This window comes from Candidatus Poriferisodalis sp., from assembly GCF_965198245.1.
Lineage (GTDB): Bacteria > Actinomycetota > Acidimicrobiia > Acidimicrobiales > Poriferisodalaceae > Poriferisodalis.
Genome location: NZ_OZ240249.1, coordinates 4,325,661 through 4,348,719, shown reverse-complemented (window position 1 = coordinate 4,348,719; position 23,059 = coordinate 4,325,661). Strand labels below are relative to the sequence as shown.

29 protein-coding genes and 1 pseudogene are annotated in these 23,059 nt (G+C 66.1%); 26 read left to right on the top strand and 4 right to left on the bottom strand.

Annotation, left to right across the window (positions count from 1 at the left end; genetic code table 11):
- Positions 1-155 precede the first annotated feature (155 nt).
- The 6 genes from rpsL (at position 156) to ACOCMM_RS19345 (ending at position 5,444) form a co-directional block, all read left to right on the top strand.
- A complete protein-coding gene (gene rpsL / locus ACOCMM_RS19370; protein ID WP_419554762.1) occupies positions 156-527 on the top strand; it encodes a 30S ribosomal protein S12 in 372 nt (123 codons plus the stop codon).
- 1 nt (position 528) lies between these two features.
- Positions 529-999, top strand: coding sequence for a 30S ribosomal protein S7 (gene rpsG, locus ACOCMM_RS19365; RefSeq protein WP_419554761.1), 471 nt, complete (start codon positions 529-531; stop codon positions 997-999).
- Between the two features lie 25 nt (positions 1,000-1,024).
- Positions 1,025-3,109, top strand: coding sequence for an elongation factor G (gene fusA, locus ACOCMM_RS19360; protein ID WP_419554760.1), 2,085 nt, complete (start codon positions 1,025-1,027; stop codon positions 3,107-3,109).
- 182 nt (positions 3,110-3,291) lie between these two features.
- Complete coding sequence (gene tuf / locus ACOCMM_RS19355; protein WP_419554759.1) at positions 3,292-4,476, top strand: elongation factor Tu; 1,185 nt, start codon at positions 3,292-3,294, stop codon at positions 4,474-4,476.
- A 25-nt stretch (positions 4,477-4,501) separates the two neighbouring features.
- The gene (gene rpsJ / locus ACOCMM_RS19350; RefSeq protein ID WP_419554758.1) at positions 4,502-4,816 is read left to right on the top strand and encodes a 30S ribosomal protein S10; all 315 of its coding nucleotides are present in this window, start codon (positions 4,502-4,504) and stop codon (positions 4,814-4,816) included.
- Between the two features lie 169 nt (positions 4,817-4,985).
- The gene (locus tag ACOCMM_RS19345) at positions 4,986-5,444 is read left to right on the top strand and encodes a hypothetical protein (protein WP_419554757.1); all 459 of its coding nucleotides are present in this window, start codon (positions 4,986-4,988) and stop codon (positions 5,442-5,444) included.
- Positions 5,445-5,718: 274 nt separating this feature from the next.
- On the opposite strand, the gene ACOCMM_RS19340 is transcribed toward ACOCMM_RS19345, so the two are convergent.
- Genes ACOCMM_RS19340 through ACOCMM_RS19325 form a run of 4 tightly spaced genes read right to left on the bottom strand, consistent with a single transcriptional unit; the run spans position 5,719 to position 9,729 of the window.
- Complete coding sequence (locus ACOCMM_RS19340) at positions 5,719-5,967, bottom strand: MoaD/ThiS family protein (protein WP_419554756.1); 249 nt, start codon at positions 5,965-5,967, stop codon at positions 5,719-5,721.
- A gap of 30 nt (positions 5,968-5,997) precedes the next feature.
- Complete coding sequence (locus ACOCMM_RS19335) at positions 5,998-8,319, bottom strand: xanthine dehydrogenase family protein molybdopterin-binding subunit (protein WP_419554755.1); 2,322 nt, start codon at positions 8,317-8,319, stop codon at positions 5,998-6,000.
- A gap of 37 nt (positions 8,320-8,356) precedes the next feature.
- Positions 8,357-8,836: a (2Fe-2S)-binding protein gene (locus tag ACOCMM_RS19330; protein WP_419554754.1), complete on the bottom strand. Its 480-nt coding sequence runs from the start codon at positions 8,834-8,836 to the stop codon at positions 8,357-8,359.
- A complete protein-coding gene (locus ACOCMM_RS19325; protein ID WP_419554753.1) occupies positions 8,833-9,729 on the bottom strand; it encodes an FAD binding domain-containing protein in 897 nt (298 codons plus the stop codon). The genes ACOCMM_RS19330 and ACOCMM_RS19325 overlap by 4 nt, the downstream gene beginning before the upstream one ends.
- A 227-nt stretch (positions 9,730-9,956) precedes the next feature.
- On the opposite strand from ACOCMM_RS19325, the gene ACOCMM_RS19320 reads away from it, so the two are divergent.
- The 20 genes and pseudogenes from ACOCMM_RS19320 to rpsH all read left to right on the top strand — a co-directional run bounded on the left by ACOCMM_RS19320 (position 9,957) and on the right by rpsH (position 23,059).
- Complete coding sequence (locus ACOCMM_RS19320; protein ID WP_419554752.1) at positions 9,957-10,982, top strand: NADP-dependent oxidoreductase; 1,026 nt, start codon at positions 9,957-9,959, stop codon at positions 10,980-10,982.
- A gap of 56 nt (positions 10,983-11,038) precedes the next feature.
- Complete coding sequence (locus tag ACOCMM_RS19315) at positions 11,039-12,004, top strand: sterol desaturase family protein (RefSeq protein ID WP_419554751.1); 966 nt, start codon at positions 11,039-11,041, stop codon at positions 12,002-12,004.
- Entirely contained in the window at positions 12,001-13,695 is a 1,695-nt protein-coding gene (locus ACOCMM_RS19310) for a GH3 auxin-responsive promoter family protein (RefSeq protein ID WP_419554750.1), read from the top strand. The genes ACOCMM_RS19315 and ACOCMM_RS19310 overlap by 4 nt, the downstream gene beginning before the upstream one ends.
- A 23-nt stretch (positions 13,696-13,718) precedes the next feature.
- A complete protein-coding gene (locus tag ACOCMM_RS19305; protein ID WP_419554749.1) occupies positions 13,719-14,849 on the top strand; it encodes a mandelate racemase/muconate lactonizing enzyme family protein in 1,131 nt (376 codons plus the stop codon).
- Entirely contained in the window at positions 14,846-15,304 is a 459-nt protein-coding gene (locus ACOCMM_RS19300; protein ID WP_419554748.1) for a hypothetical protein, read from the top strand. The genes ACOCMM_RS19305 and ACOCMM_RS19300 overlap by 4 nt, the downstream gene beginning before the upstream one ends.
- A gap of 298 nt (positions 15,305-15,602) precedes the next feature.
- Complete coding sequence (gene rplC, locus ACOCMM_RS19295) at positions 15,603-16,304, top strand: 50S ribosomal protein L3 (RefSeq protein WP_419554747.1); 702 nt, start codon at positions 15,603-15,605, stop codon at positions 16,302-16,304.
- A gap of 10 nt (positions 16,305-16,314) precedes the next feature.
- Positions 16,315-17,022, top strand: a complete 708-nt coding sequence (rplD, locus tag ACOCMM_RS19290; RefSeq protein ID WP_419554746.1) for a 50S ribosomal protein L4 — start codon at positions 16,315-16,317, stop codon at positions 17,020-17,022.
- Entirely contained in the window at positions 17,019-17,309 is a 291-nt protein-coding gene (rplW, locus tag ACOCMM_RS19285) for a 50S ribosomal protein L23 (protein ID WP_419554745.1), read from the top strand. Before rplD ends, rplW begins: the two co-directional genes overlap by 4 nt.
- Before the next feature lie 11 nt (positions 17,310-17,320).
- Positions 17,321-18,157: a 50S ribosomal protein L2 gene (gene rplB, locus ACOCMM_RS19280; RefSeq protein WP_419554744.1), complete on the top strand. Its 837-nt coding sequence runs from the start codon at positions 17,321-17,323 to the stop codon at positions 18,155-18,157.
- Positions 18,158-18,161: 4 nt separating this feature from the next.
- Complete coding sequence (rpsS, locus tag ACOCMM_RS19275) at positions 18,162-18,443, top strand: 30S ribosomal protein S19 (protein WP_419554743.1); 282 nt, start codon at positions 18,162-18,164, stop codon at positions 18,441-18,443.
- The gene (gene rplV, locus ACOCMM_RS19270) at positions 18,440-19,186 is read left to right on the top strand and encodes a 50S ribosomal protein L22 (protein ID WP_419554742.1); all 747 of its coding nucleotides are present in this window, start codon (positions 18,440-18,442) and stop codon (positions 19,184-19,186) included. Before rpsS ends, rplV begins: the two co-directional genes overlap by 4 nt.
- A 3-nt stretch (positions 19,187-19,189) precedes the next feature.
- Complete coding sequence (gene rpsC / locus ACOCMM_RS19265) at positions 19,190-20,077, top strand: 30S ribosomal protein S3 (RefSeq protein ID WP_419554741.1); 888 nt, start codon at positions 19,190-19,192, stop codon at positions 20,075-20,077.
- A complete protein-coding gene (rplP, locus tag ACOCMM_RS19260) occupies positions 20,077-20,493 on the top strand; it encodes a 50S ribosomal protein L16 (protein WP_419554740.1) in 417 nt (138 codons plus the stop codon). The genes rpsC and rplP overlap by 1 nt, the downstream gene beginning before the upstream one ends.
- Positions 20,493-20,723 (top strand): annotated as a pseudogene (rpmC, locus tag ACOCMM_RS19255) (50S ribosomal protein L29); the annotation flags it as partial. The gene rplP and the pseudogene rpmC, both read left to right, overlap by 1 nt.
- Before the next feature lie 122 nt (positions 20,724-20,845).
- Positions 20,846-21,100, top strand: coding sequence for a 30S ribosomal protein S17 (gene rpsQ, locus ACOCMM_RS19250; protein ID WP_419554916.1), 255 nt, complete (start codon positions 20,846-20,848; stop codon positions 21,098-21,100).
- Positions 21,101-21,130: 30 nt separating this feature from the next.
- Positions 21,131-21,499, top strand: a complete 369-nt coding sequence (gene rplN / locus ACOCMM_RS19245; protein ID WP_419554739.1) for a 50S ribosomal protein L14 — start codon at positions 21,131-21,133, stop codon at positions 21,497-21,499.
- Between the two features lie 13 nt (positions 21,500-21,512).
- Positions 21,513-21,851 (top strand): 50S ribosomal protein L24, encoded by a 339-nt coding sequence (gene rplX, locus ACOCMM_RS19240; RefSeq protein ID WP_419554738.1) that lies wholly within the window; start codon positions 21,513-21,515, stop codon positions 21,849-21,851.
- Positions 21,852-21,916: 65 nt separating this feature from the next.
- On the top strand, positions 21,917-22,456 hold the full coding sequence (gene rplE, locus ACOCMM_RS19235; protein ID WP_419554915.1) for a 50S ribosomal protein L5: 540 nt from the start codon (positions 21,917-21,919) through the stop codon (positions 22,454-22,456).
- A complete protein-coding gene (locus ACOCMM_RS19230; RefSeq protein ID WP_419554737.1) occupies positions 22,456-22,641 on the top strand; it encodes a type Z 30S ribosomal protein S14 in 186 nt (61 codons plus the stop codon). Before rplE ends, ACOCMM_RS19230 begins: the two co-directional genes overlap by 1 nt.
- Positions 22,642-22,654: 13 nt before the next feature.
- Positions 22,655-23,059, top strand: coding sequence for a 30S ribosomal protein S8 (rpsH, locus tag ACOCMM_RS19225; protein WP_419554736.1), 405 nt, complete (start codon positions 22,655-22,657; stop codon positions 23,057-23,059).

The window sequence follows — 23,059 nt, the reverse complement described above, 5'->3', positions numbered from 1 at the left end:
CCTGGTCGTCTCGTCGCTGGCGGTTGTCGTGTCGGGACGCGCTGCCTAGCCTGCTCTCTCAGTCAGGTGCGCTGCCGGTGGGGCTCCCCTCAGACTTGCCGGGCACTGCCCGCAAACCTGTCCCACTTACAGCTTCCCCAGCCACAGAGGTCTTGGTGCCCACGATCCAGCAACTGGTCCGCAAGGGCCGCAAGTCGAAGTCGACGAAGGTTCGCACGCCTGCGTTGAAGGGATCGCCGCAGCGGCGCGGGGTCTGCACGCGCGTGTACACGCACACGCCGAAGAAGCCAAACTCCGCCTTGCGCAAAGTTGCCCGCGTGCGCCTCACCAGTGGTGTCGAGGTGACCGCCTACATCCCGGGCGAGGGCCACAACCTCCAGGAGCACAGCATCGTTCTGGTTCGCGGCGGCCGGGTGAAGGATCTCCCCGGCGTCCGCTACAAGATCATTCGCGGTGCGCTGGATGCTTCGGGTGTGAGCGCCCGCCGGCAGGCGCGCTCGCGCTACGGCGCCAAGCGGGAGTCCTGACATGCCTCGCCGCGGTGCAGCGCCCCGCCGCGATATCGCTCCCGACCCCGTGTACGACTCCACGCTGGTCAGCCAATTCATCAACAAGGTGCTGCGGCGTGGCAAGCGATCGCTGGCCGAGCGCATCGTGTACCAGGCCATGGATCTCGTCGGCGAGCGGACGGGCGGCGAGCCGCTCGAGATTCTCAAGCGAGCGGTCGACAACACCCGCCCGCAAGTCGAGGTGAAGAGTCGCCGTGTTGGCGGCGCCACCTACCAAGTGCCCGTCGAAGTGCGACCCCGCCGCGCCACCGCGCTGGCGATCCGCTGGATCGTGGGCTTCTCCCGCGAACGCCGCGAGCGCACGATGTCGGAACGTCTCGCGAATGAGCTGATGGATGCCTCCAACGGCACCGGCTCGGCTGCCAAGCGGCGTGAAGACACGCACCGCATGGCAGAGGCCAACAAGGCCTTCGCGCACTATCGCTGGTGATTTGAGCTACCGGGGCAGCGCTGCGATGGCTCGAACTCAACCTCTCGACCGCGTCCGCAACATCGGGATCATGGCCCACATCGACGCGGGCAAGACAACGGTGACAGAGCGGATTCTCTACTACACCGGCGTCAACTACAAGATCGGCGAGGTCCACGATGGCGCCGCGACGATGGACTGGATGGAGCAGGAGCAGGAGCGGGGAATCACTATCACCTCGGCTGCCACCACCTGCCACTGGAACGATCACATCATCAACATCATCGACACGCCGGGCCACGTCGACTTCACCGTCGAGGTGGAGCGCTCGCTGCGGGTGCTCGACGGCGCCGTCGCGGTGTTCGACGGCGTGGCGGGTGTGGAACCGCAGACCGAGACGGTGTGGCGACAAGCCGACCGCTATGGCGTGCCGCGCATGTGCTTCATCAACAAGCTGGACCGCACAGGCGCCTCGTTCTTCGGCTCCCTGGCCAGCATCGAGGACCGGCTGACTCCCAACACCGTCGTGCTGCAGCTGCCGATCGGACTTGAAGCCGGTTTCGAAGGGGTGGTGGACCTCGTTGAGATGAACGCCGTGTTGTGGAAGGGCGACGATCTGGGCGCCACCTACGACACCGTCGACATTCCTGCCGATCTTGCCGACCAGGCAGCGGAGTACCGCAGCAAGCTGCTCGAGCGGCTCGCGGATGTCGACGAGGACATCATGCTGGCCTATCTCGAAGGCGATGACGTCGACGCTGCCACGGTGCGGCGGGCGATCCGCCAGGGCACCATCGACGGCCAGATCGTCCCGGTGCTCACCGGCAGCGCCTTCAAGAACAAGGGCGTGCAGCCGCTGCTCGACGCAGTGACGATGTACCTGCCCTCGCCTGTGGACATTCCTGCGATTGCGGGCCGTTCACTCAAAGGCAACGATGAGCTCGAGCGCAAGCCCGATGACAGCGAACCCTTCTCGGCGTTGGCGTTCAAGATCATGACCGACCCCCACGTCGGCAAGCTCATCTACTTCCGGGTGTACAGCGGCCGATTCGAGCGTGGCGGCCAGGTGCTCAACACCACGACGGGCAATCGCGAGCGCATCGGGCGCATCCTGCAGATGCACGCCAACAATCGCGAGGACCGTGACGACATCGCAACCGGCGACATCGTCGCGGGCATCGGTTTGAAGAACACCCGCACTGGCGACACGTTGTGCGATTCTTCACAGCCGATCGTGCTCGAACAGCTCAACTTCCCCGATCCAGTCGTGCACGTTGCTGTCGAGCCGAAGTCCAAAGGCGACCAGGACAAGCTGGGCAGGGCGCTCACAGCTCTCAGCGAGGAAGATCCCACCTTTCAGGTCAAGACCGACCACGAGACCGGCCAGACGGTGATCTCGGGCATGGGCGAGCTGCATCTTGAGGTGCTCGTCGACCGGATGCTGCGGGAATTCAAGGTCGACGCCTCGATCGGCAAGCCGCAGGTGGCCTACCGCGAGACGATCACGGCGCCGGTCGACAAGTTCGAGTACCGCCACATCAAGCAGACCGGTGGTTCGGGCCAGTACGCGGTGGTGGTCATCAATCTGCGACCGTCTGAGCCGGGCGAGGGATACGTTTTCGAAGACCGCATTCGCGGCGGTGTGATTCCGCGTGAGTACATCAACTCGGTCAACGCGGGCTTGCAGTCGTCGCTGGAGAACGGCCCGCTGGCAGGCTTTCCGCTGGTGGACGTGGCCGTCGATCTCGTCGACGGCAACCATCACGACGTGGACTCCTCGGAAATGGCGTTCAAGATCGCCGGCACGATGGCCATGCGCGATGCGACCAGGCTGGCGCGGCCGGTCCTGCTCGAACCGGTCATGTCGGTGGAGGTCGTGACGCCCGAGGACTACATGGGAGATGTCATCGGCGACCTGAACTCCCGGCGCGGCCGTGTCGGGCAGATGGAGCTGCGCGGCGTCAACCAGGTGATCGACGCCAAGGTGCCGCTGTCGGACATGTTCGGCTACGCCAACGACCTGCGGTCCCGTACCCAAGGCCGAGCCACATACAGCATGCAGTTCGACAAATACGAACAGGTGCCCTCCAACATTGCCGAGGAGATCATCAAACGCATCCGCGGCGAATGATCCGGCCCGCCGTTGGCGGGCACAACAGCCGTCCGGATTTCTGAGTTATTTGGCCGGGTTTATTGGAACTGGGCCACGGCGTCTCTAACCTCTCACCGTTCAACACGGTGAAGAATCAAAGGCATCCCCTGCACCTCACTCACCTCCGTTAGGCGAGCAGAACCCCGAAAGGCGGGTACGACATGGCCAAAGAGCGTTTTGAGCGGACGAAGCCTCACGTCAACGTGGGCACGATGGGACACATCGACCACGGCAAGACAACCTTGACGGCTGCTATCACGCGTGTCCTTGCTGAACAGGTCGGCGGCCAGGCAACGGCCTTCGACGAGATCGACAAGGCACCCGAAGAGCGCGAGCGCGGCATCACGATTTCCATCGCTCACGTCGAGTACGAGACGGCGAACCGGCACTATGCACACGTCGACATGCCCGGCCACGCCGACTACATCAAGAACATGATCACCGGCGCCGCCCAGGTGGACGGAGCCATCCTGGTCGTGTCTGCTGCCGACGGCCCGATGCCCCAGACCCGTGAGCACGTGCTGCTGGCCCGTCAGGTTGGCGTGCCGTACATCGTGGTCGCACTCAACAAGGTCGACATGGTCGACGACGAGGAGCTGCTCGAGCTCGTCGAGCTGGAGGTGCGCGAGCTCCTCAGCGAGTACGAATTCCCCGGCGACGACGTGCCCGTGATTCAGGTCTCCGCGCTGAACGCGCTCGAGGGCGACGCGGCCGCTGGCGAGCAAGTCATCGAGCTGATGAATGCGGTGGACGACTACGTGCCCGAACCCGAGCGCGACACCGAGCGCCCGTTCCTGATGCCGATCGAAGACGTGTTCTCGATCACTGGCCGGGGCACCGTGGTGACCGGCAAGATCGAGCAGGGCATCATCAACACCGGCGAAGAGATCGAGATCGTGGGCATCCGCAACACGCAGTCCACGACGGTCACCGGTGTCGAGATGTTCCGCAAGATCCTCGACCACGGCCAGGCTGGCGACAATGTCGGGCTGCTGCTGCGAGGCACCGGCAAGGATGACGTCGAGCGCGGCCAGGTCTGCACCCGCAAGGGCGCGATCACGCCCCACACCAAGTTCGAGGCACAGGTGTACGTGCTGAACAAGGACGAGGGCGGTCGTCACAAGCCGTTCTTCTCGAACTACCGGCCGCAGTTCTACTTCCGCACTACCGACATCACCGGCGTCGTTGAGCTTCCCGCAGGCACCGAGATGTGCATGCCGGGCGACAACACCGAGATGACGGTTGAGCTCATCAACCCGATCGCGATGGACGAGGGCTTGCGCTTCGCCATTCGCGAGGGCGGCCGCACCGTCGGTGCCGGCCGGGTCACCAAGATCATTCAGTAACAGAAGCGACGAGTCAGGCGTTCAAATGGCAGCACCTCGGATCCGGATGCGGCTCAAGGCCTACGACCACGAGATCGTGGACCAGTCCGCACAGAAGATCACCGAAACGGTGCTGCGCACCAACGCCAAGGTCCGCGGGCCTATACCGCTGCCGACGGAGAAGCACCGCTACACCGTCGTGCGGTCACCCCACAAGGACAAGGACTCGCGCGAGCACTTCGAGATGCGCATCCACAAGCGCCTCATCGACGTGATCGACCCCACTGACAAGACGGTCGACTCGCTCCAGCGGCTCGACCTGCCCGCCGGCGTCGAGATCGAGCTCAAAGTCCAGCCCTAGGGACGCATCCCTTGTCGAGGGCCTGCGCCCCCGGCGGGCGAGTGTTTCCGAATGGGTGCAACCCCGTGCGCTTGCCGCAGCAGGGACGTTTCCAAGGCCTTCGCAGGCGACTCTAGAGACCTCATCGCTTGGTGCACGAGTTCTCAAAAAGTTCAGGAATCGTGATCGCATGCCGGTGATCGAGCGAACCTTCTCGGATTTCTTGCGCCATCCGAACGAGGTGGTGGCCGAACTTGATGAGCACGATGTCGTGCTCCGTCGACGGAACGCGCCTGCGCTTCGGCTGTGCCGCGCCGACCGTGACGTCGCACGCTCGGAGCCGTTTGACGCGCTCGCTCGACTGTTGCGAAACCTGGCAATGCACAGCCCAGGTTCAATTAGTGCGGCCTTGAGCGATGCGTATCCATGGGTGGCCTACCTGCCCTGCGAGGAATGTGAATTGTTCGCGGAGGAGTTGACGCAGGAACTCCTGGCGGCCGCCTCGGTAGGGAATTACGCACCTGTTGCTCAACTGGTGCGTGAGTGGCAGTCGACTGCCGAGGTCTATGCCGATCCCGAGTTGCTGCGTCGGCTTTCGGAACCGATCGAGGTGACGCACGGCGGGCCGGTTCCGTATCCGACCGGCTGAGTCTGTTAGGCCGAGCATCTTGCCGAGACGCCGGGAACGCGTAGCGCCACCGCCACGATTGGACGGCTGGGATTTCCGCTTTGCGAACAACGATGCAGCGAAGGGCTGGGATCAGGTGTCAGCGGCTGTTCCAGCGAACGATCTGGATGACCGCAGCCAGCACCGGCCATCCCAAGGCCACTGAGTAGCGGTTCTCTCGTCAGCGTCGGTCAATACTGGATCAGCGACAGCATTGCTAGGTGCAGTTGCGTCCGCAAGCGGGCGCTGTGCTGTTCTATCCGCCCGCAAGCGGGCGGACCAAGTGCACCTCCGATGTCTCGGTGAGGGCTTCGAGCATCGGGTCGGGGATGATCTCGCCGTCGATGGCGACCGCGGTGGACGAGGTCTCGACGAGATGCGCATTCAGCGACGGGTAGAGCTCTGAGAGCTGCCGCACGAGATCGCGCACGTTCGCAGCCTCGATCGTGACCTCGGCAAGGTCGGTGTGCTTGCGCTGGTCGGTCGAGAAGTGAACGACCGCCATCGAGCTGCCCCCGACGAGATCCCTCTGCGATCAGCCCTCGTTGGCCGTCAGTGCCGCCAGCACTCGCGGCGGCGAGAGCGGCAGGTCGCTGATGCGCACACCCGTGGCGTCGGCCACGGCGTTCGCCAACACTGGCAGCGGCGGCACGATGCCCACCTCGCCGACGCCGCGCACTCCGTAGGGATGCGATGGGTTGGGAACCTCCACGATGACCGTCTCGATCATCGGCAGGTCTGACGCCACCGGGATGCGGTAATCCAGGAAACCTGGGTTCTCGAGCGCTCCGTCGTCGGAGTAGATGTACTCCTCGTTAAGCGCCCAGCCGATGCCCTGCACGACACCGCCCTGCATCTGGCCTTCGACGTAGCTCGGGTGGATGGCTGTGCCGGCATCCTGGGCCGTGGTGTAACGCTCGACGGTGATGCGGCCGGTCTCGGAATCGACGGAGATGTCCGCCACCTGCACCGAGAACGCCGGGCCTGCGCCGCGGGCATTCAACGAAGCGGTCGTACCCAGCGGGCCGCCGGTGCGCTTCGCGTTGCCGGTAATAGCAGCCAGCGGCAGCGGCTCCTGTTCGCCGGGTCCGTGCACGGCCGAGCCGTCCACCCAGTCAACCTCTTCGAGGTCGCAGTCCCAGGTCTTCGCCGCACGCTTGCGCAGCTGCACCTTGAGGTCGCGGCACGCCTCCACAACCGCCATGCCCGTGGCGAATGTGGCACGGCTGCCCTCGGTGACGTCGGTGAAGCCGACGACCTCGGTGTCGCCCACAACCGGCTGGATCAGGTGCACGTCCAACCCGAGTTCCTCCGCGGCCATGATGGCCATGGATGCCCGGCTGCCGCCGATGTCGGGACTTCCGGTGATGACCGTGGCGGTGCCGTTCTCGTTCAAGTTGACGGTGGCGCTCGACGCCTCGCCGATGTTGAACCAGAAACCGGTGGCCACGCCGCGGCCGTATTGCTTGACGGCGGTCGATTCGCCGCTGGGCCCGGCGGGAGGCTCCGACTGGTAGTGATCGCTGTCTCGAATTGCCTCGAGGCATTCGCGCAGACCGATTAACGGCCACTTGGGGCCGTACGGCGTCGGGTCGCCCTGCGACGGGCAGTTGTGGAGCCGGAGCTCGATGGGGTCCATGCCGAGCTGGCGGGCGATTTCGTCGACCACTGAGTCCATGGCAAACGCCGCAACCGGTGCCGATGGCGCCCGGTACGCAACGTTGACAGGCCGGTTGAGCACCACGTCGTGGCCCTCGACATAGAGGTGATCCAAGGTGTAGGCCGAGACGACGCACATGCAGCCGAGCATCGCCGCAATGCCACCGAAGGCCCCGTTCTCGTACGCCAGCCAAGCCTTCGCCGTGGTAATCGTGCCGTCATTGTGGGCACCGACCTTCATCTTGATGATCGACCCGGGCGCGGGCCCGGTGGCGCGGAAGACGTCCTCGCGGCTCATCACGATCTTGACTGGTCGGCCCGCCTTCGTCGACAGCAGCGCTGCCACCGGCTCGATGTAGATGGTGGTCTTGCCGCCGAAGCCGCCGCCGATCTCGGCCGGTATGACCTTGATGCGCGATGTGTCCCAGCCCAGCACCGTGGCCGTCGACGAACGCACCATGAAGTGGCCCTGCGACGAGCACCAGATGACGGCCTTGCCCTCCTGATCGCAGTCCACGACGCAGGCGTGAGGCTCGATGTAGCCCTGATGCACGGCCTGAGTCGAGAACTCCCGCTCGATCACGATGTCGGCTTCGGCAAATCCCTGCTCGGTGTCCCCGCGCTCATACACCGTGCGAGCTGCGATGTTGGAAGGCTCGGTGGGCCGGGGCTCGACGCCGCGGGTAAACAGGTTGTCGTGCAGGATCGGAGCGTCGTCAGCCATCGCGTCCGCCAGGTTGAGCACGTGGGGGAGCAACTCGTAGGTGACCTCGATGGCCTCGGCCGCTGCCTTGGCTTCGCGACGGGTCGACGCTGCCACCGCGGCAACCGCATGGCCGGTGTAGAGCACCTTGTCGCGGGCGATGACAGTGCACATCAGCTTGCGGGTGGCGCCCTTGGGGGGTGCCTCGAGGAAATCGGCCCCAGTGACCACGGCCTTGACACCGGGCATCGCCGCGGCTGCCGACGTGTCGATGGACACGATACGGGCGTGGGGGTGCGGCGAGCGCAGGATGTGCCCGTGCAGCATTCCCGGAAGGATCAGGTCGGCTGCATAGCGGGCCTTGCCGGCCACTTTGTCGAGGCCGTCGTGGCGGACCGGGCGGGTGCCGACCCAGCGGTACCCGCCGCTGCCATTGCCGTCGGTGCCGTTGCCGTTGGAGGTGCCCGGGGTTGCGGGTGCTTCGGTGGTGCTCATGTTCAGGTGTCCTTGTGCGTTCTCAAGCGAGGTTGGGTCAAGCGGCGGTACGGATCTGGACGGCTGCGTCGAGCACGGAGCGCACGATCTTGTCGTACCCGGTGCAACGGCACAGATTGCCTGCCAGCGCGTAGCGCACTTCGGTTTCGGTGGGATCAGGGTTCTCGTCGAGGAGAGCCTTTGCAGCCACGAGGAATCCGGGAGTGCAGATGCCGCACTGCAGCGCAGCGCCTTCGAGGAAGCACTGCTGCAGCGGGTGCAGCCCCTCGGCGCTGGCGAGACCCTCGCAGGTGGTGATGGCTGCGCCGTCTGCCTCGGGAGCGAAGATCAGGCACGAGCACTGCAGGCGCCCGTTCATGATGATCGAGCAGGCACCGCAGTCGCCGGTGCCGCAGCCTTCCTTGGCCCCGATGAGACCCAGCTCGTCCCGCAGTGCATTGAGCAGCGATTCGCCGTCTTCGGTCAAGAAGTCAACAGTGTCGCCGTTGATCTCGCAGGTCACATGGGTGCGGGTCATTGGGAAGCTCCGGGCTGTTGGTTGTCGGGTTGTCCGTTGCGTGTGCGGATCCGGTCGGCGGCGATGCCGGCGGCTCGACGGGTGAGCACACCGGCGACCTGGCGCCGGTAGTTGATCGTGCCTCGCTTGTCATCGATGGGATTGCAGGCATCGCTGGCGGCTGTGGCTGCTGCGGCCAGCGCCGCGTCGTCGAGACGGCTGCCGACCAGCGCTGCTTGCGCTGCGGGCACTCGCACGACGGTGGGAGCCACCGCGCCGAGTGCAACAGCGGCCGCGCTCACGGTGCCGTTGCCATCCAGCGTGAGCCGTACGCCGGCGCCCACCACGGCGATGTCCATCTCAGTGCGCGGGATGAGCCGCAGGTAAGCGTCCGCGGTGCGGGCTGCTGGGCGCGCGAGCTCGAAGCTCACCACGATCTCGCCGTGGGCCAGCGACGTCTGGCCCGGACCCGTCACCACGTCGGCCACGGGCACTCGTCGCTCGCCGTCGGCCCCTGCGATCACCGCGACCGCATCGTTCACCACCAGAGCCGGCACAGAGTCGGCGGCGGGAGAGGCGTTGCACAGGTTCCCACCGAGGCTCGAGCGGTTCTGGATCTGGTCCGACCCGATGAGCCCGGAGGCCTCGCTCAGGCCCGGAAAATCGGCACTGAAGGCGGCATCGCCGGTGAGCGCCGAAGAGGGCACTGCGGCTCCGACGTGCCAGGTGTCGCCCTCGAGGCTTACCGACATGAGACGGTCGATCTTCTTGAGGTCGATCACCATCGACGGCTCGGGCCGGCCGCCGCGCATCTGCGGCACGACGTCGGTGGCGCCTGCGAACACGATGGCGTCGGTATCGCCAGCGAGCAGCGCCCGGGCCTCATCGATGGTGGTCGGCGCGGCATATTTCATGCGGGTAGCTCCCGATCCGGTATCTGTGGCGAAATGTATCGACGGCACCGCCTCTCGGCGGTCGTGAGTACACGGCAGCGGACGATAGTTGCGCTGGGCCGTGCTTGTCGCGTTAGCGAACGTCGTCGGCCGCACGGGCGAACGCGACCCGGCGGCGAGCGAACGAAGAATGGTCGCCGGAAACCGGCAATCATGGCGGGTGCTGGGCGAGACCCAAGGAGCGAGTCATGGCTGAACAACAGGGTGCAGCGCGGGTGTCCGACTGCGTCGTGCTGGCGAAAGTGCCCGACGGGCCGCTCAGTAGCGAGCACTTCGCGATGCAGACCGAAGACGTGCCCGAACCGGGGCCAGGCGAGGTGCTGGTGCGGGTGCAGGCGATCACGATCGGCGCGGGACAGCGGGCCGGACTGCAAGGCAGTGCCAGCTACGCGGGCGCTCCGGAGGTGGGCGTCGTGATGCGAGGCACTGGCGCCGGCGTGGTGGAGGCCTCGAACGCCGAGGGGATCAACGTGGACGACACGGTGGTGGGCTGGACCGGCTGGCGCCGCCATGCAGTGATGGCCAGCGGCGATCTCCGCGTTGCCGAAGGCTCGCTCGATCCCGCCTTGCACCTGGGTGTGCTGGGTACGAACGGGCTCACTGCCTACTTCGGCTTGCTGGATGTCGGCCGACCGCAGCCGGGCGAGACCGTGGTGGTGTCCGCAGCGGCCGGGTCGGTGGGACACATTGTCGGACAGATCGCCAAGTCGCTCGGCGCCACGGTGGTGGGCGTGGCCGGTTCGGACGAGAAATGCGAGCTGCTGACCGACGAGATCGGCTTCGACACTGCCATCAACCGGCACTCGCCCGATTTCCGGGCCGAGTTCCGGGCTGCCACACCCAGCCGCATCAACGTGTACTTCGACAACACCGGCGGCGAAATCCTGGGCTCCGCCCTGTTCCGCATGGCCACCTTCGGCCGCATCGTGTGCTGCGGAGCCGTGTCGGCCTACGACACCGCCACTCCCGACCCCAGCCCGCGCGGCATCCCGGGCCTGCTGGTGAACAATCAAGTACGCATGCAGGGCTTCATTGTCTTCTCCTACGCCGACCGCTACGACGAGGCCCGCGCGGAGATGCGCGAGTGGATAGATGCCGGTTCGCTCGTGCCCCGTCACGTCACGTACAACGGCCTCGACGCCGCGGGTGGCGCATTCGTCGACCTGCTCGGCGGCCGCACGATCGGCACCACCATCGTCCGCCTCGGCGACTGAGCCGCATGCACCGCGCATTCGGCTGCCATGCGCACGGTGCAACCTAGGCTCAGCCCATGGCGGCCGCGCCCGAGCAGGAGCGAGTGGATTCTGATTGGTACGCCCATAGTGGAGACCGATCATCCGCTCTCGCGAGGCTTGCGGTTCGAGGCTCGTATCCGATCGTGATCCTGCTGGGGATCGGCATCTACACCACGCTGGGATCGCTCGGCGCGCCCGTCGTGGTTGCGTCGTACGTGGCGGTGCTGGTTGGGGCCGGACTGGTCACTTTGCACGAGATCATCGTGCCCTATCGCCCCGAATGGCGTCCGCAGGGTGGCGACGTGCGAGCCGATGTGGCCTTCATGGTGGCCGTGCAGGTGGTGTTGCCGTTGCTGTTCTCGCTCGCAGCAACGACGGCGTTTGCCGGCTGGTTGCGAGAAGGCGACCTCACGCTCGGGGGCCTGTGGCCGCACACCTGGCCCGTCGCGCTGCAGGCGGTCCTGATGCTGGCCGTGGCTGACTTCTTCCGGTACTGGATGCACCGCGCGTTTCACGGCTCAGCGTTCATGTGGCGGTGGCACGCCGTGCACCACTCGCCGCACCGGCTGTACTGGCTCAACGTCGGGCGCTTCCATCCAGGAGAGAAGGCGGTCCAGTTCTGCGTTGACGCATTGCCGTTTGTGCTCGTGGGCGTGGGAAGCGAGGTGCTTGCGGCGTATTTCGTCTTCTACGCGCTGAACGGCTTCTATCAGCACTCCAATTGCGATGTGCGCCTTGGGTGGCTCAACTACCTCATCAGCGGCCCTGAGCTGCACCGTTGGCACCACTCTGAGCTGCCGGCGGAGTCCGATCACAATTTCGGCAACAACCTGATCATCTGGGATGTGCTGTTCGGGACCCGGTACCTCCCCGCGGACCGAGCCGTCGGACGGCTCGGACTGCTGAACCGGGAATATCCGACGGGCTTTGTGGCCCAGATGCGCACCCCATTGATTCGAGGACTCGACAAGCGGGCCGTCGAGACAACGACGTCTTCGTGACCGACGGCTTCAACTACCGCCTGCTTCGAGCTGGACTGGCCGCGGCCAGCGGGCGAACGCACCGTCGGCTCGTCGATGCGTGCGCCCATCCGCGGGCGGCTCAGGATCAAGTGCTGCAACGCATCCTGTCCGACAATGCCGGCACGGTATTCGGCGCCGATCATCGATTCGGCTCCGTCGCAGGATTCGAGGACTACCAGCGTGCCGTGCCAGTGCAGACTTATGAGGACCTGCGGGAGGGGATCGAGCGGCAAGAGGCCACCGGCGAGCCCTGCCTTACCGCGGAACAGCCCGTCTATTACAACCAGACCAGCGGCACCGTCGCAGCGCCCAAGAACATCCCGCTGACCAAGGCCGGCTTGGCCCGAATCCAACGCTTGCAGCGACTCGCCGCATACGCGTTGTCGAGGCGGACATCAGCACTCGGCGGCAAGGTGTTCGTGGTGAGCGGCGCTGCGCACGAAGGCACCATGCCGGCGGGCACGCCGTACGGCTCGGCATCGGGCCAGATCTACGCGAGCCAGGGTGCGCTGCTTCGCCGCCGGTATGTGCTGCCCGCGTCGGTCTCGGACATTGCCGACTACGACGCCCGCTACTTGACGATGGCGGTGCTGGGTGCCGCTGACGACTCCGTCACTGCGATGGCGACGGCGAACCCGTCGACGTTCGTCCGGCTGATGGATGTGCTCAACACGCACGCCGAGATGGTGCTCACCGCAGTGGCCACGGGGAAATTGCCAGCGGGCTGCTCTGTCGAGAATCGCAGCGACCAACTCGGGCTCCGGGCGGATCCGGAGCGAGCTGCAGCGCTGGGCCGATGCCTCGAGACTGCTGGCGAGCTCACCTACGCCGACATCTGGAGCGATCTGCGCGCGGTTGTGACGTGGACCGGGGGGAGCTGCGGCCTGGCCGTCGAGCGCCTCCAGCCAATGTTGACGAGCGGTTGCCCCGTGTTCGAATTGGGCTATCTCGCCAGCGAGGTGAGCGGCACCGTCAACATCGATCCCATCGAGGGCTCGTGCGTGGCGACCCTGGCCGACAACTTCTTCGAGTTCGCAGAACGCGACGCGTGGGAGGCGGCAGCCGATGAAGCGGACCGTGGCCTGCAAACCTGCACGCTCGCCGACCTCGAGACCGGACGCGACTACTACGTCATCGTGACCACGGCCGACGGTCTGTACCGCTACGACATGAACGACATCGTGCGGGTGACGGGCTGGGTGGATCGCACGCCGGTCCTGTCCTTCATCCAGAAAGGCAAGGGAGTCACGAGCATCACCGGCGAGAAGCTCTATGAGTCTCAGGCGATCTCGGCCGTGACCGCTGCGATCGCGGAACTCGGGACCGTCGCGCCGTTCTTCATCATGCTCGCCGACGAGGCCGAGGCGACCTACACGTTGTACGCGGAACTGACGAGTACACGCGACGCCGTGCCGGAGCCCAGCGTGGCCGGCGACTTGGCGAGCAGCATCGAACGGTCGCTGCGACACGCCAATGTCGAGTACGACGCGAAACGAGCCAGCGGTCGGCTCGCTCCGCTGCGCGTCCGGTTCCTTGCTGCGGGCACCGGCGACGCATACCGGCGGCAGCGTGTCGCCGACGGCCAACGCGATGTGCAGTTCAAGTACCTCCACTTGCAGTACAGCGCCGAGTGCTCGTTCGGCTTCGACGACTTCCTCACCGCTACCTGAGCGAGATTCGACGGGGTCACCGCGTGCAGATCCGCCATCTGAAAGCGTTCACGTTCCCGGTGCCGTTCAAGCGTGTGTTCCGGCATGCCTCCGCGAGCCGCAGCCAAGCCGAGAACGTCATCGTGGCGGCCCACGCTGCCGACGGGAAGATCGGTTACGGAGAGGGGTGTCCGCGGCTGTACGTGACTGGGGAAACGGTCCTCGACTGCGCTGCATTCGTCAGCCGGTACGCCGATTTGTTCTGCGCGGATGTCAGGAGCGTGAACGATCTGCGGGCGTGGGCCGATGCCCATCGCAGCGCCATTGACGAGAATCCAGCCGCGTTCTGTGCGATGGAGATCGCTGCGCTCGATCTTCTGGGCAAGGAAAACAGCTGCAATATCGAGCAATTGCTCGGCGTTGCGGCGGGCCCGCCCGACGTGGCGTACTCCGCAGTCGTGGGCGACATGCCGTTGCCGCTGTATCGATGGCAGCTCCGTGGATACCGGGCGCGCGGCTTCACCGATTTCAAGGTGAAGCTCTCGGGCTCGCTCCGGCGTGACCGCGCAAAGCTGGCACCGTTCGCCTCTCGAGATCCAGGGCCGGGGACCGTGCGCCTCGATGCGAACAACCTCTGGGAGACGCCCATGGCGTGCATCGAGCACTTGGACGCGTTGGATGACGTCGCGTTCGCCATCGAGGAACCGCTGCAGGCGGGTGACATCGAGGGGTGCGCTCAGATCGCCCGTGAGTGCCGCATCAAGATCATCGCCGACGAGAGCGTGTGGCTCGCCGACCAGCTGGAGGCGTTGGCGGATCCGTCCCGGTGGATCGTCAATGTGCGCGTGTCGAAAATGGGCGGCGTCCTCAGGTCACTCGACGTCGTGGCCGCCGCAGCGAATGCCGGCATCGATGTCATCGTCGGATGCCAGGTGGGGGAGACGAGCCTGCTCACCCGGGCAGCGCTTCCAGTCATCGCGAGCGCCCCGGGCGCAATCGTGGCGGCAGAGGGTGCATTCGGCACGCACCTGCTGGCCAGTGATCTCACTGATCGGACCATCATGTTCGGTCACGGCGGCGTGCTGCGGGGACGCGACGTGCCCGATCGCAGCGGCGGCGGGCTGGGCCTTCGGCTTGATCCCGCAGCCGTTCTGGTGCCGCTGGAGGTCACGTGAGCGACGACCGCTTCGCCGCGGCGAGCCTGGCGCTGGGCCTGGCGTTCTTGGCCCGCGTCGCGGGCCAAGCCACCCAGCGCTGGTGGGGTGTCAGCTTCTTGCCCTCGCAGGACGCATGGCAGGGCAGCAGCCTGCCGTTCCCGGCACTGTTCGTGTCCCAGCTCGTGATCCTGGTCATCATCGCGGTAGCGACGCTGCGGATCCGAGCAGGCCGGAATCTCTTCGGGCGGCGCTGGATGACGCCGGTCGCTTGGCTTGGGATCCTGTACTTCACCGTGATGTCGGCCCGCCTGGTTCTCGGGCTCGGGGGCAGCGCCGGCGTATTCGGCGAGGACAGCTTTGCCGCCGGAAGGTGGTTCACTGCCTACCTGCCGACGGTGTTTCACCTGGTCCTGGCGGGTGAAGTGCTGCTGTTCACGGCCTACCAACGCGCTCGCCTGAGACAGATCAGCTGAGCGCCAGCGGGGTTGGGGCAGTCGTGGGGGCTCGGTAGGCTGCTTCATTCGCGGTGTGGGAGTTCCTGCGCCGAACCGACGTCCGGCCAGGCCGGGTGCTGCGAGCGAAGAGTTCGGGGCACACGGAACCGGTCGGCACAACCAGAGAACCGCTCCGCCGGCAGTGCCGTGCGGAGCGTTTACGTGCCGCTCGTGAGAGCGGTCCGGCAAGCAGAGTGCCGCCCTTACGGGTGGACTGGCAAGCCGAGCCACCCGCAAGGGTGGCGAGAAGGTACGAAGGCACGAGAGAGACGCGCACATGGCGAACAAGGCGCTTGTCGCCACCAAGGTCGGCATGACACAGCTCTGGGACGACGACAACAAGGTCGTCCCGGTCACCGTGCTGCGCGTGGATGCATGCCGGGTCACCCACGTCCGCACCACCGAGCAGGACGGCTACACCGCGGTGCAGGTCACCTACGGCCACCACGAAGCCCGCAAGCTCAACCGCCCCACGGTGGGTCACTACGAGCGTGCTGGGGTCGACCCCGGCGTACGCCTCGTAGAACTGCGGCTCGATGATGTGAGCGAAGTGAAGGTCGGCGCCGAATTGGGCGCCGACCTTTTTGGTCCTGGCGAGCTCGTCGATGTGACGGCCACCTCCAAAGGCAAGGGCTTCGCCGGAGTCATGAAGCGGCACAATTTCTCGGGCCAGCGAGCCAGCCACGGCGCCCACCGCGTGCATCGCGCTCCCGGAGCCATCGGTGCCTGCGCCACGCCCTCGCGTGTGTTCAAGGGGACCCGAATGGCCGGCCGCATGGGCAGCGAGAAGGTCACCACGCTCAACCTCGCTGTCGTCGAGGCCGACGCGGAGCGCGGCCTGCTGTTGGTGCGCGGTTCGGTCCCCGGACCCAAGGGCGGCACGGTCATCGTCCGCAACGCTGTCAAAGCGCCACTGGGCGCGTCCGCAAACGCAGCGCCACTGGGCGCGTCGGCAGCCCCAGCGCCGGCAAGGGTTTGAGGGGGTTCAGATGACGCTCACGCTCGACGTCCGCACCTCCGACGGCGGCACTGCCGGCACCGTCGATCTCGACGAGGCCCTCTTCGGCATCGAACCGAACATGGCGGCACTGCACCAAGCCGTGACCGCCCAGCTTGCAGCTCGCCGCAGCGGCACTCACAGCACCCGCACGCGCGCCGAGGTGCGCGGTGGCGGCGCCAAGCCCTGGCGGCAGAAGGGCACCGGTCGGGCCCGGGCGGGTTCGATCCGCGCCCCCCAGTTCGCCGGTGGCGGCGTGGCACACGGTCCCAAGCCTCGCGACTACCGCCAGAAGGTGAACCGCAAGATGGTGCAGCTCGCCCTCCGATCCGCCCTGAGCGATCGGGCTCGCAGCGAGCGCGTCATGGTCATCGACGAGTGGCGCTTCGCCCAGCCCCGCACGAAGGAAGCCATTGCCGTGCTGGAGAACCTGTCCCTCGACGGACAGGTTCTGCTCGTTCTGGACGACAGCTCCGCACACAAGACCGCCGACCGCAGCTTCCGCAATCTCCCCTCAGTGCGTTCTGTCCGCACGGCCGAGCTGAACGCCTACGACATCCTGCGCTCGGACTGGCTGGTCTTCACCCGCGACACCTTGCCAATCAGCAGTGGGCCAATCAGCAGTGGGCCAATCGGCAGTGAGCCGACCAGCAGTGGCTCAACCAGCCGCGGCTCGCAGAGCGGGGGAGCAGACCAGTGAAGGACCCTCGCGACGTGCTGATCGCCCCCGTCATCTCGGAGAAGTCCTACGACTTCCTCGAAGAGGGCGTGTACGTGTTCCGCGTCCATCGGTCGGCCAGCAAGCCGGAGATCCGCCAAGCCGTCGAGTCGGTCTTCGACGTGAAGGTCGCCAAGGTCAACACGCTGAACCGCAAGGGCAAGGCCCGCCGCAACCGGCGCAGCGGCACAATCGGCAAACGGCCGGACACCAAGCGGGCGATCATCACCCTCGTCGAGGGCGACTCGATCCAGATCTTCAATTCCTGAGGCGCAGCGTCATGGGCATTCGAGTACGCAAACCGACAAGTCCCGGCCGGAGGTTCCAGACCGTCTCGGACTTTGCTGACATCACCGCAACCAAGCCCGAGCGCTCGCTCATCGCCAAGCAGCACTCCACCGGCGGCCGGAACAGCTACGGCCGCAAGACCTCTCGCCACCGTGGCGGCGGTCACAAGCAGCGATATCGGCTGATCGACTTCCGCCGCAACAAAGACGGTGTGCCCGCCACGGTCGCCACCATCGAGTACGACCCCAACCGCAACGCACGCATCGCGTTGCTGCACTACCACGACGGCGAGAAGCGCTACATCCTGGCGGCAGCGGGGCTGGAAGTCGGCGACAAGCTGGCCAACGGACCCCAAGCAGAAGTGCGCGCCGGCAACGCCATGCCGCTGCGGTACGTGCCGGTCGGCACCACCGTTCACAACGTGGAGCTCAAGCCCGGCGCGGGCGGCCGCATTGCGCGTTCGGCAGGTTCCAGCGTGCAGCTGGTGGCCAAGGAAGGCGCGTACGCCACCTTGCGCCTGCCGTCCACTGAGATGCGCCGGGTGCCGATCGACTGCCGGGCCACGATCGGCTCGGTCGGCAACTCCGAGGCCGATCTCATCAAGATCGGCAAGGCGGGCCGGAACCGCTACAAGGGCGTGCGCCCGCAGACCCGCGGCGTGGCCATGAACCCCGTCGACCACCCCCTCGGCGGCGGCGAGGGCAAGTCCTCGGGTGGCCGCCACCCGGTGTCGCCGTGGGGCAAGCCCGAAGGCCGCACCCGCTCCAAGAACCGCAAGTCCAACGACCTCATCGTCCGCCGCCGCCGGACGCGCGGGTCCCGGAGGTAGAGCGATGCCGCGCAGTCTCAAGAAGGGCCCGTTCGTCGACGACCACCTGCTGTCCAAGGTGGACGCACTCAACGAGAGCGGCGAGCGCAAGGTCATCAAGACGTGGAGCCGGCGCTCCACGATCATCCCCGAAATGATCGGCCACACCATCGCCGTGCACGACGGGCGAAAGCACCTGCCGGTATACGTGACCGAGTCGATGGTGGGCCACAAGCTCGGGGAGTTCGCGCCGACGCGGACATTCAAGTTCCACGCGGGACAGGAGCGAGGCGGTCGTCGGCGATGAGCGGCTTGATCGATCTCGACGTCATCGCTGGGGCGAAGGCGACGCACAAGTACGCGCGGCTGTCGGCATCGAAGGCTCGCGTCGTGCTCAACCTGGTCCGCGACGAGGACCTGGGACTGGCCCGCGACCGCCTGCGCTTTTGCGAGCGCGGTGCCGCCGAGGTCGTGTCCAAGGTGCTCGAGAGCGCCGTGGCCAACGCCACCAACAACGAACAGCTCGACGCCGACGAGCTGTACGTGGCCGAGTGCTGGGCCGACGAGGGTCCTGTGCTGAAGCGGTGGCGCCCGCGGGCGCGAGGCCGCGCCACGCGCATTCACAAGCAGACCTGTCACATCACGGTGATCGTGGCGCAGCTCAGCTCTGAGGAACTGGAGTTGCGCGAGGCCCGCCTCGCGGCCTCGGGCGCTCAGACGGCCACCGCCGCTCGCGCTGCTCGCGTTGCCGCCAGCCGTGTCGCCGACGCCACCGATGAGGCGCAAGACGCTGAGCGTGAGGACATTGTCAACGTGGCCGAAGCAGTCGACGAGACCGAAGACGCGACCGCCGAGACCGACGTGGCCGAAACAGTCGCCGAGGCCGACGAGACCGAAGACGCCGCCGCCGAGGCCGACGAGACCGAAGAAGTCTCCGCTGTTGCGACGGACGATGTCAGCCCAGCCGATGAGACCGACCCCACGACAGAGGCCGAGTCCGCCACCGACGACGCCACCGACGACGCCACCGACCGCAAAGAAGGCAGCTGAGCCATGGGTCAGAAAGTCAACCCATACGGCTTCCGCTTGGGAATCACCACCGACTGGAAGTCGCGCTGGTACGCCGACAAGGAGTATCAGGACTATCTCATCGAGGATTGGAAGATCCGCGACTTCCTGCGGACCGAGCTTCCGCATGCTGCGATCAGCCGCATTGAGGTGGAGCGAACCCGCGACCGCCTACGGGTCGACGTGCACACGGCCCGACCGGGCATCGTCATCGGTCGCAGGGGGAGCGAGGCCGATCGCCTGCGCACCAAGCTCGGGCAAATCTCGGGCAATCCCAAGGTCCAGCTGAACATTCAGGAGATCAAGCAGCCCGAGCTTGAAGCGGCGCTCATCGCCCAGGGGATAGCGGATCAGCTGGCCGGCCGGGTCGCATTCCGGCGAGCCATGAAGCGTGCAGTGCAGAACGCCCAGAAGGCGGGCGCACTCGGGATCCGGGTGCAGTGCTCAGGCCGTCTGGGCGGTTCGGAGATGGCCCGCACCGAGTGGTACCGCGAGGGTCGTGTGCCACTGCACACACTGCGCGCCGACATCGACTATGGCTTCCGCGAAGCGCGCACCACAGCGGGGCGCATCGGCGTGAAGGTATGGCTCTACAAGGGCGACATCCTCCCCTACAAGGTCTCCTCCGATGATCGCATTCACCGTGAGGCGGCCATGGCAACGGGGCAGACCTCAGGTGACGGTGCTCCTCCCGGAGGGGTGGTGGCATCCGCCGGGCGCCGGGGCGACGCCGATGAACATCCGGAAGAGCCAGCACCGCTGCTGCGCGAAGCCGATCCGGAGTTTGAGCGCCTGCTGGAAGAGGAAGAGCAGATCGAGCGGGCAACGCGCGACCAGTCCCAGACGCCGAACTTCAGGCCGGGAGACGACTGATGCTGATGCCTCGCAAGGTGAAGTACCGCAAGGCGCATCGCGGCCGCATGAAGGGCCGTACCAAGGGCGGCACGGCCGTGCATTTCGGCGACTTCGGCATCCAGGCGCTCGAACCCGGCTGGATCACTGCCCGCCAGATCGAAGCGGCACGTATCGCCATGACCCGTCACGTCAAGCGTGGCGGCAAGGTCTGGATCAACATCTTCCCCGACAAGCCCGTCACGGCGAAGCCCGCGGAGACCCGCATGGGCTCTGGCAAGGGCAACCCCGAGAAGTGGGTGGCCGTGGTGAAGCCCGGTCGGGTGATGTTCGAGCTGGGCGGAGTGAACGCCGAGCTGGCTCGCGGCGCCATGGAGCGCGCCATTCAGAAGCTGCCGGTGCGCGCACGGGTGATCTCCCGAGAGGAGGCCATCTGATGGCAAAGGCCGCAACGCTTCGCACGCTGTCGGACGATCAGCTGTTCGACGAACTCGACAGCGCAAAGCAAGAACTGTTCAACCTGCGCTTCGCCTTTGCTACCGGGCAGCTCGACAACTCCGCGCAGATGTCCGCGACCAAGCGCGACATCGCTCGCATTCACACCGTGCTGCGCGAACGCGAGATCGCCGCTGCCGACGTGCTGGCGGGCGCTTCGGATGGCTCAGCTGCTGTGCCGGCTGGCGCTTCGCAAGGCTCAGCCGCTGTGCTGGCGGGCGCTTCGCAAGGCTCAGCCGCGCAAGGCGCAGCTTCGACAGGAGACCCGTCATGAGCACCGATACCTCTGAATCCATCGAGCGCAACCGGCGCAAGGTGCGTGAGGGGATTGTCACCTCGACCAAGATGGAAAGTACGGCGGTCGTGTCGGTGACCGAGCGCGTGCGGCACCCCCGTTACTTCAAGACCGTCCAGCGCACCAAGAAGCTGTACGTCCACGACCCCGCTGGAGACACACGCCCGGGTGACCGAGTGCGCGTCATGGAAACCCGACCGATCTCGAAGACCAAGCGCTGGCGCTTGGTGGAGATCGTCGAACGGGCTCGCTGAGCCCGCGGCGCCGCAAGCACAGGGAATGCCATGATCCAGCAAGAGTCCAGACTCAAAGTCGCTGACAATTCCGGCGCACGCGAGGTGCTGTGCATTCGCGTGCTCGGCGGCACGGGTCGGCGTTACGCCTCGATCGGCGATGTGTTCATCGCCACCGTGAAGGATGCCATTCCCGGCGCAGCGGTTCGCAAGGGCGAGGTGGTGCGCTGCGTCGTGGTGCGCACTCGCAAGGAGCGCAGGCGCCCCGACGGCAGCTACATTCGCTTCGACGAGAACGCCGCGGTGCTCGTCGACGACAACCGCCAGCCACGCGGCACTCGCATCTTCGGTCCCGTCGGCCGCGAGCTGCGCGACAAGCGCTTCATGCGCATCGTGTCGCTCGCCCCTGAAGTTCTGTGATTGGGGTGACGTGATGCCGAGACAGCGAAACCAGCTGCCCCGCCTGCGCGTCCGCAAGGGCGACACGGTGCGTGTGATCTCCGGACCCGACAAGGGCCGGGAAGGCGAAGTCGTGTCAGTGGATGTGCAGCGTCGCCGCCTCACGGTCGAGGGCGTGAATGTCGGGCACAAGCACCAGCGACCCTCCCAGCAGAATCAGGAAGGCCAGATCATCGACTACCTGCTTCCGATCGACGCGTCGAACGTGACAGTTGTGTGCCCGCGCACGGGCCAGCCGGGCCGTGTCGGCTTCCGCTTCGAAGGCGGGCGCAAGGTGCGCTACCACCGGGTTTCCGGGGAGGAACTGCCATGAGCGTGACCGAGGCCCAATCCGAGCCCCAATCCCTCGACGGTGGCCCCGCGCAGCCCGAGCCCCGCATGAAGGTGCTCTACCGCGACACCCTGCGCGCCCAGTTGCAGACCGAACTCAGGCTTCCCAACATCATGCAGGTGCCCAAGCTGACGAAGATCAGCGTGAACATGGGCGTGGGCGCGGCGCTGACGAACCGGTCGTTGCTTGAAGGCGCCATCGGCGACCTCAGCCGCATCTGCGGTCAGCGGCCGGCGATCACCCGGGCGAAGCGTTCCATCGCCGGATTCAAGCTGCGCGAGGGCAACGCGATCGGGGCCCGGGTCACGATGCGGCGGGATCGGATGTGGGAGTTCTACGACCGTCTCGTGTCGCTGGCGATCCCGCGCATCCGGGACTTCCGCGGCCTGTCGCCGCGCAGCTTCGATGGGCACGGCAACTACACGTTCGGCATCACCGAACAGCTGGTTTTTCCAGAAATCGATTACGACAGCATCAACCAAGTCCGGGGCATGGACATCACCCTCGTTACGTCGGCCGTCGACGACGAGGGCGGACGTGCCCTGCTGGTTGCACTCGGCTTCCCATTCCGACAGGGGCAGAACTGATGGCCAAGAAGGCACTCGTCAACAAGCAGCAGCGCACTCCCAAGTTCAAGGTGCGCGCGTACACGCGCTGCCGCGTGTGCGGTCGACCGCGGTCGGTATACCGCAAGTTCGGGCTGTGTCGAGTGTGCCTACGAAAGATGGTCCATGCCGGCGAGGTGCCCGGCGTGACGAAGGCCAGCTGGTGAGGGCGGTGCGCACATGTCGATGACCGACCCCATTGCGGACATGCTCACTCGCATCCGCAACGCCAACATGGTGTTCAAGGACGCAGTGGCCATGCCGTCCTCGAAGCAGAAGGAGCGCCTCGCGGCGATCCTCAAGAGCGAGGGCTACGTAAGCGATTACAAGGTGGAAGATGCCGCCGACAGCCGTGTCCGTACGCTCACCATCAACCTGAAGTACACCGGTGACCGGGATCGCACGATCTCGGGACTGCAGCGGATCTCCAAGCCCGGGCTGCGGGTGTACACCAAGTCCGGCAAGGTTCCCCGTGTGCTCGGCGGTCTCGGCATCGCCGTGCTGTCGACGAGCCGGGGCTTGATGACCGACCGCGAAGCCCGCCGCAACCGCATGGGCGGCGAAATCCTCTGTTACGTCTGGTAG